This window comes from Proteiniphilum sp. UBA5384, assembly GCF_002410825.1.
Classification (GTDB): domain Bacteria; phylum Bacteroidota; class Bacteroidia; order Bacteroidales; family Dysgonomonadaceae; genus Proteiniphilum.
Window position 1 is genome coordinate 33347 of sequence record NZ_DHOS01000032.1, and the last position, 14126, is coordinate 47472.

Sequence of the window (14126 nt, forward strand, 5' to 3'; positions counted from 1 at the left end):
GGAAAACATACCGGAGGATCGGTCTTAAAAACAAATGAATCTTTAAAGGGAACGGGTAAAACACATTCCCTTTTGTCGGGTATCCAGAAGTTAAGATAGATTTTTATGACTTCAGCTATGACAATCCGGGGCAGCAATTCTCACTGTATTTATTACAAGGTGCCACACTAAAACATTTTCACCTTCATTGCAGTCAAAATACGAATGGAATTTCGGAGCTTCTTTTAACTGGGACACTTATGATCCCGCCACCAATCCGTCCAACAAAAATATAGGAGCCTGGGTCAATATTTATTTCGCAGCCAATATCTTTTCCACAAAATTCTTTTCAAAACATATCGACATGGAATTTGGTCTTTCGGGCAATCATATTTCAAATGGTGCTACAAAGATGCCGAACTCCGGAATCAATACAATCGGCGTTTCTGCAGGTTTAATTTACTATTTTGAACGAGAACGGAATCAATTATGCCTTTTTAAGAAAAAAGTGATCAAACAGATCAGTGGCAAAATCAACTCATCCTTTGCTTGTAATCATCATAATCAAACTCACGATAAAGCTCAAACTCTCCCCTTGCGGTCCAAAGTCCTATTGATGGATGGGAAACACCGTTGAACATGGTGGTTTTCACAATGGTATAATGGATCATATCCTCAAAGACAATCCTGTCACCTATTTGCAAAGGCTCCTCGAAAGACCAATCTCCCATAAAATCACCGCTCAGGCAACTGTTGCCTCCCATCCGGTAGGTGGGTTTACCGGGCAAGGGCTCCTGACTGGCTCCCCGGATCCGCGGTTTATAAGGCATCTCAAGGCAATCAGGCATATGGCAGGCGAAAGAGACATTAAGCATGGCAGTTTGTACGCCATGATTCTCCACGATATCGACCACGGTAGCCACCAATACGCCCGTCTCCCAAGCAAAAGCACTACCCGGTTCCATGATAATATGTAAATGGGGGTAACGTTGTTTTAAACTGGTCAATACTCTTATCAGATGTTCCACATCGTAATCTTTATGCGTCATCAGATGCCCCCCTCCGAGATTGAGCCATTGCATCTGAGGAAAGAGATGTCCGAATTTCTGTTCCACTACTACCAGCGTCTTTTCGAGATCGTAAGAATTGTTTTCACACAAATTATGCAAATGCAATCCGGTAACACCTTCAGGCAGTTGTTTTCCTATCTTGTCAGAAGTCACGCCCAGGCGCGATCCGGGAGCACTGGGATTATACAGGTCAGTATCTACTACTGAAAACTCCGGGTTAATCCTTATTCCACATTCTATCTTTTTCCCGGATGACTGCACCTGCGGATAGAAGCGCTCGAACTGCGAAAGGGAATTAAAGGTTATATGGCTGCTATACTGAAGGAAAAACGGAAAATCGGTATCGGTATAAGCAGGAGCGTATGTATGTGCCGGGCTCCCCATTTCTTCGAATGCCAACTGAGCTTCCGCCACGGAACTGGCCGTAGAGTATTCGATATATTCACGTATGATAGGGAATGATTTCCACATTGCAAACGCTTTAAAAGCCAGGATAATTTGTACTCCTGCACGCTCCTCTACCGATCGTATCAAGCGGAGATTACGGCGGAGCAATTCTTCTTCCATCACAAAACAAGGAGAAGGTATTTTTGAAAAATCAATCATTTTAGTTATTATTCCATTGTTATTTGGTCGTCGTTCAAATTTACATTACAAATTTAGAATAACTACAAAAGTTTAACGGCGAAGCCTGGATCAGTATTTTTCAATATGTACCTTTTCCCAGGGCAGATTATCCGGATTGGCCGGCGTTCTCTCTTTCTCTTTCTTTCCAAAGGCGATTACACATAATACCTCCAGCGGCATTGGGATGTCCAATAAGTCATTAATATATTCACCGGCCGTAATATTATCTGAATAATTCCGATTCCTTACTTGCACCCAACAACTGCCTATTTCCAACTCCTCTGCCTGCAATTGCATGTTAATAGCAGCTATCGAAGCATCCTCCACCGAGGCAACACTTACCAAGGGGTTTGCCAGAACAACAACAGCCAACGCAGCATCACCAATAAATGAGGCACTCTTTGGCTTGCAAAGTGATAATTTCACAAGGGTTTCTTTCTCCTCCACGGCTATAAATTCCCATGAGTGACTATTTTTGGAAGTAGGTGAAAGCAAGCCTGCCTCAATAATTACCCTTATCTCCTCGGGAGATAATAACTCGCCCGTAAATTTCCGGATACTGCGGCGCCGGATCAATAAATTTTGAAAATTAGACATCGTTTTTGAATTAGGATCGCAATAATACGAAAAAAACCGGTATTAAACACCATTCCAAATGAAAAACACACTGGATTTTCCACAGATTAATATAGATTCATTCTAAATTATCATCTATTTTTTGTACTTTTGCAGATAAACTTCAGAATAAACTGATTATAAAACATGTATTATTCTTCCAGGACAAGAGTAAGGCCATATATGAAAATGGCAGATCTGATCGACGGGAATCCTTATTTACTGTTGATGTTGCAACACTTCGACATCGACTTCCGGGTAAGTGACCTCACCGTTTTGCAGCTTTGCAACCGGTACGACCTCAGCGAACACCTATTCGTCAGTATCGCCAATCTATATACCGGTGCGATCACAAAGGGAGAACAACGGTTCACCAGAAACGATCTGTTGCATGTAATCGGTTTTCTGAAGAGAAGCCACAACTATTACCGTTTCGACAAGTATCCCCAAATCAGCTCTTACATCCGCCAACTTCAGGAAAATCATCCGGAAAAAGAATTAAAGTTGTTGGAAAAATTTTTCAATGAGTATTTTACGGAAGTAAGAGAACATCTTGACTATGAAGATGAAATAGCTTTCCCCTATTTCATTACACTTTTAGGAACCGAACAGCAGAATAACCCCCAGGAAGTTTATTCCTCGAGGGAATATAGCGACCATCATACCGATATAGAACTCAAACTGAAAGACCTGAAAAATCTTCTGCTAAAGTACGTAAAGATTAACGATGATCTGAATCTTCGTCGCAAATTGTTTATGTCGCTTTATGAACTCGAGTTCGATCTATACATCCATTCCCTGATAGAAGAAACTATTCTGATTCCGTCCGGCGTGGATATTGAAAGGGAACAACATGCATAAATCTACTCTCCATATTGCCGTTTTAGAATCTTCGAAGATAATTTTCGAAGGAATTCAGGCCGTTCTATACCAATCGGATCTGGATTGCCGTATTTATAGGCTGGAGACTTTGGATGAATTGCCCGAACTCCTTGAATCCAAACCGACAGATATACTGATAGTCAATCCCGTACAATTCGTAAATAGGGAAAAGGATTTCAGAAAGATGAGAAAGAACTTCCCTTCTCTGACAGTGGCAGGAATCGACTTGGGCATGATGCACAAATCATCGATCACGACCGATATTACTTTTACCCTCTACGATTCAGCCGAACATATCATCCACATGCTCTCCAAACTTAATGAAAAGAGCCAGTCTATACCGGGCGAGAAAGAAGGAGAAGAGAATCTCACCAAGAGAGAGCTTGAAGTGTTGACCGGTCTTGTAAATGGTATGTTGAACAAAGAGATTGCCGACTCCCTCAATATCAGTATCCATACGGTAGTAAGGCACAGGAAAAACATCGCTATGAAAACAGGCATCCGAAGCCAGTCGGGGCTTACTATCTATGCTATTTCCAAGAAAATTATCTCTATTGAAGATATAGAAATCTGATTTTCGAAACTTACCAAACGAATAAAATCCTTCTACTTAACAAAAAAATCCACTTTTGTTAAACAATTTAACGCAATCAAACGTTTCTCATGAAGACAAACGAATTTTACGATTCGAAATATATGATTAGCATTACAACAATATTTAATCATCATAAGTTATGTAAAAAGGCCCCATGAAACGAGCATAATAATAGTTTTCACCCAAGAACTTTTTCGATAGTGAACATAGAGGCTTTATTTTGACTATGTTGAACAAAGAGAGAGTCTTATTAATTGAAAATAAATAGTTTTAATCATATGAAAATTCATGAATATCAGGCAAAAGAAATGTTTGCATCGTATGGATTACCTGTGGACAGGAGTATTGTGTGCCGCTCTATAGAGGATGCAGTGAAAGCTTATGGCCAACTGGATTCGCAGAGGGTGATCGTCAAAGCACAGGTACATACGGGCGGTAGAGGCAAGGCCGGAGGTGTAAAGCTTGCCAAGGATGAGATAGAATTACGTAAACATGCTGCGACAATCCTTGGAATGAATATCAAGGGATTCACCGTCGACCGGATCCTGGTAGGTCAGGCTGTTAACATCGAAAAAGAGTATTACGTAAGTTTTGTCATCGACAGAGCTTCAAAATCAACCATTCTGATGCTGAGTAGGGAGGGAGGTATGGATATTGAAGAGGTAGCCCGTACTACCCCCGAAAAGATCCATAAGTTTGAAATCGATCCTTCGTTAGGATTACCCGAATATCTGGCACGTGAAGCAGCTTTTAAACTGTTCGATGATATCAAAGAGGTGAATCAGGCTACCGCAATCTTTCAAAAGCTTTATAAGCTATTTGTAGGAACCGATGCTTCTCTGGCTGAGATCAACCCTCTGGTACTGACGAAAGAGGGTAATTTGATGGCCATCGATGCAAAAATGACATTCGACGACAATGCACTTTATCGTCATCCAAAAATCGCCGCTCTCAATGAACCGACCGAAGAAGAGAAAAAAGAGCAGAATGCCAAAAGTAAAGGGTTCAGCTATGTGAACCTGGGCGGTGAAATCGGGTGTATGGTAAACGGTGCCGGACTGGCAATGGCCACTATGGATTTGATTAAATTATATGGTGGTAATCCGGCCAACTTCCTTGATATAGGAGGGAGTTCAAATCCAACAAAAGTGATTGAAGCGATGAAACTGCTGTTAAGCGATCAGAACGTGAAAGTGGTACTGATTAATATTTTTGGAGGCATCACTCGTTGTGACGATGTAGCAAAAGGGTTGCTGGAAGCTTTTAAACAGATAAAGACAGGTGTTCCTGTGGTAATCAGGCTTACCGGAACCAATGAAAAAGAGGGACGTGCATTACTGCAGGGAACAGGACTGTATGTTGCGGAAACTATGGGTGAAGCTACCCGGAAAGCGGTTTCTCTGGTCTGATTTGTATTATGCATGTTATCTAAATTTACAATGTAAATTTGAACAACAACAGAATAAACAACAAAAACATGAGTATCCTTATAGATAAAAATACCCGATTGATAGTACAGGGGATAACCGGCCGTGATGGCAGTTTTCACGCATCAAAAATGAAAGCCTATGGCACGAATGTCGTAGGCGGCACCTCCCCCGGAAAAGCAGGCGAATTAACCGATGGCATTCCTGTATTTAACACAGTAAAAGATGCAGTGAATGAGACAGGTGCTGACACCTCTGTGATCTTTGTTCCGGCTCCTTTTGCAAAAGATGCCATGATGGAAGCAGCCGATGCGGGGATAAAACTGATTATCGCTATCACGGAAGGCGTTCCTACGCTCGACGTAATAGAAGCATACCATTTCATCAGGCAAAGAGGCGCCAACCTGATTGGTCCCAACTGCCCCGGCCTGATTTCACCGGGAAAAGGTCTGGTGGGAATTATGCCTTCCATGATTTTCAAACAGGGTAGTACCGGTGTAATCAGCCGAAGCGGTACCCTTACTTACGAGGTCGTTTATAATCTCACCGAACATAGTATGGGGCAATCCACGGCCATTGGTGTCGGAGGTGACCCGGTAGTAGGGCTCTATTTTATAGAATTGCTTGAGATGTTTGAAAACGATCCCGAAACCGACTCTATTGCTTTAATCGGTGAGATTGGTGGCGATGCCGAAGAACGGGCTGCGGCATATATCAAGAAACATATTACCAAACCGGTAGCTGTATTTATCGCCGGTCAACAAGCACCTCCCGGCAAGCAGATGGGACATGCGGGGGCTATCATCTCCAGTGGAAGTGGTACGGCCGCTGAAAAAATTGCCGCCTTCGAAGCGGCAGGGGTTCCGGTAGCCAAAGAGCCCAGCCAAATCCCGGATTTGTTGAAGAAAAGAAGATAACTCCGGCATAAAATTCAACAAAAAAGCGAGTCCATATACTGGGAACTCGCTTTGTTGTTATTATGGGTTATTGCTGCTTAATCGGCAAATGCGTGCCTGAACCCCTGAATCCTGTTCCAGTTACCCCGGGTAAAATCGGGCACTTCCACCGGAGCATTGTTATTCTCTATCGAGAGGCGGCTCAATTCGCCAAGACTACACCATTCTGCCAGGTCATAGACGTCCATGTCTAATGGCAAGCCGTTCTGTAGGCAATATACCAGACGATAGTCCATAATAAAGTCCATACCGCCGTGGCCACCCACTTCTTTGGCCTTCTCTTCCAACTCACGGTGAATCCGGTGCTTATACTTATCCATCAAAGCATCCCTCACCTCTTTAGTTACATAACTATGGGCACTGAGGTCCTCATGATCAGGTACACCGCCTTCCGAAAGCATATCTCCCTGAAGCGCATAGCCTTGGTTCGGATACTTATTCGCAAACCCCTTCGTACCGCTTACCTGGTACATCCGGCTGTAAGGACGTGGTGAAGCCACATCATGCTGGATATGGATTGTTTTCCCTTTTTCGGTGCGGATCATCGTCATCGTATGCTGTCCGTTGGCGAACATATAAGCACTGTCACGGTCCATTCCCCTCTTCTTGATCAGGTATTCGGGAATGCTTACCGGTTTAGTATCCATCGACACCAGCGTATTCATCTTGTCTCCACGGTGGATATCCAATACCTGGGCAGCCGGACCCAACCCATGCGTCGCATATACATCCCCACGGAATTCCTTATTGAACTGCATCCGCCAGTCCCCCTCATAAGAATCCCAAAATTCTTCTAACTGGTGGATATAGGCCCCCTCGGTATGGAGAATTTCACCAAAAAGACCCTGTTGCGCCATATTCAACGTAGTCAGCTCAAAAAAGTCATATACACAGTTTTCCAGTTGCATGCAATGTTTCTGTGTACGTTCGGCAGTATTCACCACATTCCATATTTCTTCAAGGGTCATGGCTGCCGGCACTTCACAAGCCACATGCTTACCGTGCTCCATCGCATAAATCATCATGGGAACATGATTTTTCCAATCCGTAGCAATATATACCAAGTCGATATCATCCCGCTCGCATAGTTCCTTCCAGGCATCCTCACTACCGCTATAGGAAGCAGCATGCGGCAAACCTGCCTTTTCAAGGATTCCCTGGGCCTTCTCCACCCTATCCTCGTGCTTGTCGCACAAGGCTACAATCTTCGTGCCCGGAATATGAGTAAAACGGCTCACCGCACCGGGTCCACGCATACCCAGACCGATAAAACCCACACGTACGGTGTCAATCTTGGGAGCAACCAGGTCCAATACATCTTTTTGTCCTGAGGGACGTTGGGGCACATCCGTACGGATAGTGTACCCATTACCTGATTTCTGCATTGCAGGAGTACATGCTGCAAAGAAAATCAACAGTAACAATAAAATAAAAGAATTTGTTTTTGTCATATTGAATAAATATTTAAATATTGAATATCTGTTATTGATCAATTTCTCCCATAAACATTCACTATAAAAACCGATCCTTAGAAAAAACATACCCATTCAGGATGAGAGGCAAGGGGTGATGGGTGCGTCATAACCACATATCAAAGGTACGTAAAATTACTAAAACGCTCTCAGGATCTCAGTCCCAAGTGATTTTGCTTTGAGAACCGATTGAGGATCTGCGGCATTAATGAAATATGAGGATCTATCGGGCAAGACCAACTCTATTCCTGACGGAACCCTATTGGGATTAGAAATTTTATCTTTATTCTCAAAATAGATATAGACCCAAAATTCCCGATCTCCAAAGAAATCCAGTGCCAGTAATCGCAATGTCTTACCTTCTGCCAGGACAATCGTCTCTGTTTCTTTTTCTGGAACAAAAGCGACCTTCTCTTCCGGGAGGTCTTGTAGGGTAGTTACAGTATCTACTCCGAAAGGTAATGTTATCGGGATACCCCCCCCGGCTGCTGTTTCCCCTTTATTTACCTCCGTCTTCTTTGAAAAAAAAAAGAGATGCCATTATAATGGCTATCCCTCCCGCTATGGGAATCCAAACGGATAACTTTCTTTTGTTGTTTCGCGGTCCTTCACGGAGACAGGAAGAGGACTTTGGAAAGAATGGTGTAATTGGGTCCGCTTCCATGCAGGCTCCTTCCTCAAGCAAATCATTTTGTTCTTCTTGTAAAATCGGTAACTCCAACAGCTCTTCCTCGTCCATATTTTCTTTTGGCAAAGGAGGCAATCCGGTGATATCACTTTCCTCCTCAAAATCCCGGACTATTATTTCTAAAATTCCGGGAAACTGCACATCCTCGTCCAAGGGTGTCGGTTCAAACTGAGAAAAAGCACTATTCAAATCATTGTAAAGCGCTTCATCCGGTACAAAACCGACGTGAAACAACGAGTCTTCATCATTATTCTCAAAAAGAACTTCAAAAATGACTTCGATTGCTGGCGGTATTAAAAGCCGTTCTTTAGTCTCCTGATTTACCCGGATATATTCCGGTTGAATATCGGTTTTCAAAGTGCCAAAATCATCAATAACCACCGGATTATTCATTTTCAATTCGGTGCCCACCACCTCTATGATAGTCTTAATTATACCGGACGTTTTCTCATACGTCCATTCTAACCGTCTGGCTATTTCTGCAATCAAATCATCGTAAGTCATACCTTCTTTTCAATTTTAGATTTGAGATTTTAAATGAATGATTTCAAATCTTACATCCTGAATCTTACATCTTACATCAAAACCGTTCCCAGCAGGTCGAAAGGCATTGCCTCCTCAATTTTCACATCATAGAACCGGCCGGTTTTCAACCTTTTCGTTTTACCAATCAATACCTCCCCATCTACTTCGGGAGAATCGAATTCAGTACGGCCTACAAAATATTCGGAATCTTCCCGGTCAATAATCACCTTCAGGGACTTGCCCACTTTCATTTCATTCAGCGACAGGGCTATCCCCTCCTGAAGTTCCATAAGCCGGTTCATCCTGTCCTGTTTCACTTCCGCAGGCACATCATCTACATAATATTTATAGTTATGGGTATCTTCCTCGTGCGAATAAGGGAAAGCACCAAGCCGCTCGAACCGGGTCTTCTCCACGAAATCGAGTAATTCGAGATAATCTTCTTCCGTTTCGCCGGGATGGCCTACCATCATCGTAGTACGCAAATGGATGCCGGGCACTTCTTCACGGAAACGCTGAATAAGATCAATGGTCTGCTGCCGGGTGATGTTACGCCGCATAATTTTCAACATACGATCGCTGATGTGTTGCAATGCAATATCGAGATAATTACATACATTCTCCCGTTCACGGATTACCCTCAGCAAATCAGTCGGGAAATGGGCAGGATAGGCATAATGAAGACGAATCCACTCTACTCCTTCTATACTTGACACTCGTTCTACCAGTTCGGGAAGTTTCATTTGCCGGTATAGGTCCAATCCGTAATAGGTCAAATCCTGCGCAATAAACTGGAATTCTTTTACCCCCCTAGCTGTTAACTGCCGCACTTCTTCCTCTATACTCTCTATGGAGCGAGACCTATACTTTCCGGTAATCAACGGGATCGAACAATAGGAGCAAGTTCTGTCGCATCCTTCCGATATTTTCACATAAGCATAATGAGCCGGCGTCGATAACGAACGATCGAACTCCAATTCTTTATAATAAGACTTACCAAGATCAGTAATAAGTGTTCTCCAGTCGAACTTACCATAAAACTTATCCACTTCGGGAATTTCTTCCAATAATTCGTCCTTGTATCGTTCGGAGAGGCACCCCATCACGAACAGTTTTTTGAGTTTATTCCGTTTTTTTGCTTCGGCAAAGGAGAGAATCATATTGATCGACTCTTCTTTCGCATCGCCGATAAAACCGCAGGTATTGATTACGGCGATATCGCCACGTGGAGTCCCGGGATCATGCTCTACCGTATACCCGTTGGCAACAAGTTGCCGCATCAGGAGTTCCGAATCGACAAGGTTTTTGGAACAACCCAATGTAACGACATCTATCTTGTTATTGACCATCTATTCGTTCTTACAATTACTTCAATATCATCCGGCTCTCAACCAGATATTTTACTCTCCGAAGAGGGAATCCACAAATTCCCTTCTGTTGAATACCTGCAAGTCTTCTATTCCTTCCCCCAAACCGATATACTTCACTGGAATCCTGAACTGATCTGAAATACCAATCACAACCCCCCCCTTGGCAGTCCCGTCGAGTTTGGTAATCGCAAGTGCTGTTACTTCAGTGGCAGCTGTGAATTGTTTAGCTTGCTCAAAAGCATTCTGTCCGGTAGAACCGTCAAGCACAAGAAGCACTTCATCGGGAGCCCCGGGAACAATCTTACCCATCACATTCTTTATCTTTGTCAGCTCATTCATTAGATTGATTTTGTTATGTAAACGGCCGGCAGTATCAATAATCACCACGTCTGCATCATGTGCTTTGGCTGAACTGACCGCATCAAATGCAACCGAAGCAGGATCGGCGCCCATCTTTTGTTTGACAACCGGTACACCTACCCGTTTTCCCCATATATCAAGCTGTTCTACTGCAGCAGCACGGAAGGTGTCGGCAGCACCCAGATAAACCGAATACCCTTTTTGTTTGAACTGGTGGGCCAATTTTCCGATGGTAGTGGTTTTTCCCACACCGTTTACACCCACGACCATGATCACGTAAGGTTTTCTGCTTGCAGGCAAAGAAAATTCCGACAAGTCGTCGCTGTTGTTTTCGGTCAGTAGAAGGGCTATTTCATCACGGAGCATAGAGGTCAATTCATCTGTTCCCACATATTTATCCCTTGCCACCCGGGCTTCTATCCGATCGATAATTTTAAGGGTAGTCTCCACGCCCACATCAGAGGTCACCAAGATTTCCTCCAGATTATCCAGCAAGTCGTCATCAACTTTCGACTTACCGGCAACAGCACGGGTGATCCTGGAAAAAAAATTCTCTTTTGTCTTTTCGAGACCTTTATCCAGTGTCTCTTTTTTACCTTTTGTGAATCTATCAAAAATACCCATAACACATATATTATAACCTACAAAGCTACAAAATAGTCAATAAAAAACTTCCCTGCGTTTGGGCACAGGGAAGCTTTTATATATTTTTAACGGATTTATTTCGAAAAATAATCCTTCACCTGATCATTCAGGATCATCTCTTCTCTAAAACTATACGCACCGGTTTTGGGCGATTTTACCATTTTGATTACTTTGGTATGACTACGACCGGTAGTTGTATTTTTATCACGGAATCCCGCTACTGCTTTCTTTGCCATAATCTATCTTGTTTTACTTGATTTCTTTATGAACGGTCATTCTCTTGAGGATGGGATTATATTTTTTCAATTCCAACCGCTCAGTAGTATTTTTCCTGTTCTTGGTAGTGATATATCTTGAAGTACCGGGCATACCACTTTCCTTATGTTCAGTGCATTCCAGGATCACCTGTATTCTGTTTCCTTTTACCTTCTTTGCCATTGCTGCTTCCTCCCTCTCGTTAAGCGTTTAAATATCCATTTGCAGCGGCTTTCTTTAAGGCTGCATCCAAACCAATCTTATTGATGGTACGCAAACCGGATGCCGATATATTGAGGCTGATCCAGCAATCTTCTTCCACCCAATAGAATTTCTTTGTGAACAAATTTACGTTGAACTTCCGCTTCGTCTTCTTGTTAGAATGAGAAACGTTGTTTCCAACCATTGCTCTTTTTCCTGTTATTTGACAAATCTTAGACATTGCTATATAATGTGTTGTATGTTATTATTGCACACCTGCAGAGTTACCGGAAGGCTTTTTCCCGATAAATCAGGGCGCAAAATTAAGCATATAATTTCAATTTACCAAAGGTTTTGGCAATTTAATTTAAAAGAATGACACTTTATCAAAACAACCCCGACACCTCTTTATATAAGTTATTTACAAATGCAAGTGTCGCTTTTTTCGTACTGCTTCTTATTTCCCCCTCTTCTCCCTGAACATTGACTGCCGAATCGGTTATGGTTTGTTCGGCAGTGATCACTTTCGGAAAAGAAGATGCTCCTTGCTTTGAGGCGCTCTGGTAGGTAATATCCCTTACCACCAACACGCATCCTGCATTGGCTACTGATAGATCGAAGCGGTAGTTCATAATTGTTTTATCCTGCATACCCGACAATTCGTTTTTGGCGCTTACCGTCACCGAATAGTTTTTATCGTCGAAACGAATACCGGATACTAAAGGACTGCCGGAATATTTTTCTTTTACCCATTTTTGCAGCACAGCATATTTTTGAGGGGCAGAAAGGTCCTGGTCTATAAGTATAAACTGTTCAAAAACCACTTTCCCATTTACTACCGGAACATTCGAAAAACTGGCATCCACCTGGCCTGCCATACGAAACAGGCCAATCATCAACGTACTCACAATCAATATATACTTCTTCATATCAATTTCTTTTTTAGAACCAAGATCCAAGATCCAAGACTTTGAGATATAGGATTTCTCCTAACTCCCTATACATCTAACCACTTTTCCACGTTAAACATACAATTAGACTACAAACCTACAAAAAAGATTAAAAACGACCATACACTTTTATAAAAAACAGTCGCTGAAATTTTATTTATCACTTAAAAAACTTTACTTTTGCATTTCGAAAAATAAAACGTAACATTTTTTCAATTAAACATGTCTGCAAAAAAAGCAAAAGAATCGAAAGCCGAAAAGAATTTCGAAAATATCGGGGAAGCACTTACTACTTCCGAACAGTTTCTCGAAAAAAATCAAAAGCTCATCGTTATAGCATTATTAATTGTAATTGCTGCCGTTGGGGCTTTTCTTGCCTATCATTATTTATATATGGTACCTCGTAATGAAAAAGCACATGCTGCTATTTTCAAAGGCGAACGCTATTTTCAGAATGGGGACGACTCACTGGCTCTTTTTGGAAACGGCAATGATTATATAGGGTTTGAATCCATCATCAACCGATACAAGGGTAGCAAAACAGCCGATTTGGCACATGCATATGCCGGAATTTCCTATAGCCGGATGGGTAATAATGAAAAAGCACTGGAACATCTGAAAAAATTCAAGGGTGGAGATCTTTTGATTACTCCTGCTATTACGGGCGCCATTGGTGACGTATTTATGAATATGGGACAGACTGACCAGGCTATCAGCAATTTCCTTAAGGCCGCCAAGGATGCCGACAACGAAATGTTGAGTCCTTTGTATTACAAAAAAGCAGGAGAAGCATATCTGGGTAAAGCTGATTACGATAAGGCTATTGAGGTATTCACGCGTATCAAGGAAACGTATCTCAACTCACCTGAATCGCGTGAAGCAGACAAATTTATCCAACAGGCTCATTTTCTGAAAGGAAATAATTAAATAATCATGGCTACAGCATTAAATAATCTCTCATCTTACGATCCCACGGCAGTTCCCGAAGGGAAAGGGAAACGGGTAGGCATTGTGGTATCTGACTGGAATTCATCGGTGACCCACAGCCTGCTGGACGGAGCTACCGAAATACTTCTTAAATTTGGTGTATCGGATGAGGATATCATTATTGAACATGTACCGGGCAGTTTCGAACTGACTTATGGGGCAAAGGTGATGATCGAAAAGGCGAGAGTAGATAGTGTGATCATCCTGGGATGTGTCATTCAGGGGGAGACACCGCATTTCACTTTTGTCTGCGATGGCGTAACAGAAGGAATTACCCAGTTGAACCTCAATTACGATGTACCGGTAATCTTCGGATTGCTGACCACCCTCACGCTTCAACAGGCGCAGGACAGGGCCGGCGGTAAACACGGAAATAAAGGCGATGAAGCGGCCATCACTGCATTAAAAATGATGGATCTTCAATCGAGATACAAATAATTTTAATATCTTTGCACCTGCAAAAAGGGCAGTTACCAGAGTGGCCAAATGGGGCTGACTGTAACTCAGCTGGCTTACGCCTTC

17 protein-coding genes are annotated in these 14126 nt (G+C 42.6%); 7 read left to right on the top strand and 10 right to left on the bottom strand.

The genetic code is table 11. The features are described 5' to 3' along the window. Positions 1 to 187: 187 nt before the first annotated feature. Positions 188 to 616: an acyloxyacyl hydrolase gene (locus tag B4G81_RS15300; protein WP_414703175.1), complete on the top strand. Its 429-nt coding sequence runs from the start codon at positions 188 to 190 to the stop codon at positions 614 to 616. Here the strand turns inward: B4G81_RS15300 and nspC are convergent. Then, a complete protein-coding gene (gene nspC, locus B4G81_RS06460; protein ID WP_294081170.1) occupies positions 513 to 1655 on the bottom strand; it encodes a carboxynorspermidine decarboxylase in 1143 nt (380 codons plus the stop codon). The genes B4G81_RS15300 and nspC overlap by 104 nt on opposite strands. A 90-nt stretch (positions 1656 to 1745) precedes the next feature. Then, on the bottom strand, positions 1746 to 2273 hold the full coding sequence (locus B4G81_RS06465; RefSeq protein ID WP_294081171.1) for a nitroreductase family protein: 528 nt from the start codon (positions 2271 to 2273) through the stop codon (positions 1746 to 1748). A 201-nt stretch (positions 2274 to 2474) separates the two neighbouring features. On the opposite strand from B4G81_RS06465, the gene B4G81_RS06470 reads away from it, so the two are divergent. The 4 genes from B4G81_RS06470 (at position 2475) to sucD (ending at position 6112) form a co-directional block, all read left to right on the top strand. After that, entirely contained in the window at positions 2475 to 3152 is a 678-nt protein-coding gene (locus B4G81_RS06470) for a hemerythrin domain-containing protein (RefSeq protein WP_294081172.1), read from the top strand. After that, positions 3145 to 3747, top strand: coding sequence for a helix-turn-helix transcriptional regulator (locus B4G81_RS06475; protein WP_294081173.1), 603 nt, complete (start codon positions 3145 to 3147; stop codon positions 3745 to 3747). Before B4G81_RS06470 ends, B4G81_RS06475 begins: the two co-directional genes overlap by 8 nt. Positions 3748 to 4046: 299 nt before the next feature. Further along, positions 4047 to 5177: an ADP-forming succinate--CoA ligase subunit beta gene (sucC, locus tag B4G81_RS06480; RefSeq protein WP_294081174.1), complete on the top strand. Its 1131-nt coding sequence runs from the start codon at positions 4047 to 4049 to the stop codon at positions 5175 to 5177. A gap of 68 nt (positions 5178 to 5245) precedes the next feature. Next, positions 5246 to 6112 (top strand): succinate--CoA ligase subunit alpha, encoded by an 867-nt coding sequence (gene sucD / locus B4G81_RS06485; RefSeq protein WP_294081175.1) that lies wholly within the window; start codon positions 5246 to 5248, stop codon positions 6110 to 6112. A gap of 77 nt (positions 6113 to 6189) precedes the next feature. Here sucD and B4G81_RS06490 read toward each other — a convergent pair whose 3' ends face one another. From B4G81_RS06490 to B4G81_RS06525, 8 genes are all read right to left on the bottom strand, one after another. After that, the gene (locus B4G81_RS06490) at positions 6190 to 7602 is read right to left on the bottom strand and encodes a Gfo/Idh/MocA family protein (RefSeq protein WP_414703176.1); all 1413 of its coding nucleotides are present in this window, start codon (positions 7600 to 7602) and stop codon (positions 6190 to 6192) included. A gap of 520 nt (positions 7603 to 8122) precedes the next feature. Next, positions 8123 to 8815: an HU family DNA-binding protein gene (locus B4G81_RS06495; RefSeq protein WP_294081176.1), complete on the bottom strand. Its 693-nt coding sequence runs from the start codon at positions 8813 to 8815 to the stop codon at positions 8123 to 8125. Positions 8816 to 8886: 71 nt separating this feature from the next. Next, entirely contained in the window at positions 8887 to 10185 is a 1299-nt protein-coding gene (gene rimO / locus B4G81_RS06500) for a 30S ribosomal protein S12 methylthiotransferase RimO (RefSeq protein WP_294081177.1), read from the bottom strand. 51 nt (positions 10186 to 10236) lie between these two features. Beyond that, positions 10237 to 11190 carry a signal recognition particle-docking protein FtsY gene (ftsY, locus tag B4G81_RS06505; protein ID WP_294081178.1) on the bottom strand — a complete coding sequence of 318 codons (954 nt, stop codon included), beginning with the start codon at positions 11188 to 11190 and terminating at the stop codon, positions 10237 to 10239. A gap of 95 nt (positions 11191 to 11285) precedes the next feature. Continuing rightward, positions 11286 to 11447 (bottom strand): DUF4295 domain-containing protein, encoded by a 162-nt coding sequence (locus B4G81_RS06510; protein WP_294081179.1) that lies wholly within the window; start codon positions 11445 to 11447, stop codon positions 11286 to 11288. 13 nt (positions 11448 to 11460) lie between these two features. After that, positions 11461 to 11649: a 50S ribosomal protein L33 gene (gene rpmG, locus B4G81_RS06515; RefSeq protein WP_019539518.1), complete on the bottom strand. Its 189-nt coding sequence runs from the start codon at positions 11647 to 11649 to the stop codon at positions 11461 to 11463. 19 nt (positions 11650 to 11668) lie between these two features. Then, positions 11669 to 11908, bottom strand: a complete 240-nt coding sequence (gene rpmB / locus B4G81_RS06520) for a 50S ribosomal protein L28 (RefSeq protein WP_294081180.1) — start codon at positions 11906 to 11908, stop codon at positions 11669 to 11671. 145 nt (positions 11909 to 12053) lie between these two features. Then, on the bottom strand, positions 12054 to 12596 hold the full coding sequence (locus B4G81_RS06525; RefSeq protein ID WP_294081181.1) for a hypothetical protein: 543 nt from the start codon (positions 12594 to 12596) through the stop codon (positions 12054 to 12056). Between the two features lie 243 nt (positions 12597 to 12839). Between B4G81_RS06525 and B4G81_RS06530 the strand changes: the two genes are divergently transcribed. Next, entirely contained in the window at positions 12840 to 13544 is a 705-nt protein-coding gene (locus B4G81_RS06530) for a tetratricopeptide repeat protein (protein ID WP_294081182.1), read from the top strand. Between the two features lie 6 nt (positions 13545 to 13550). After that, positions 13551 to 14042, top strand: coding sequence for a 6,7-dimethyl-8-ribityllumazine synthase (gene ribH, locus B4G81_RS06535; protein WP_294081183.1), 492 nt, complete (start codon positions 13551 to 13553; stop codon positions 14040 to 14042). Positions 14043 to 14126 lie beyond the last annotated feature (84 nt).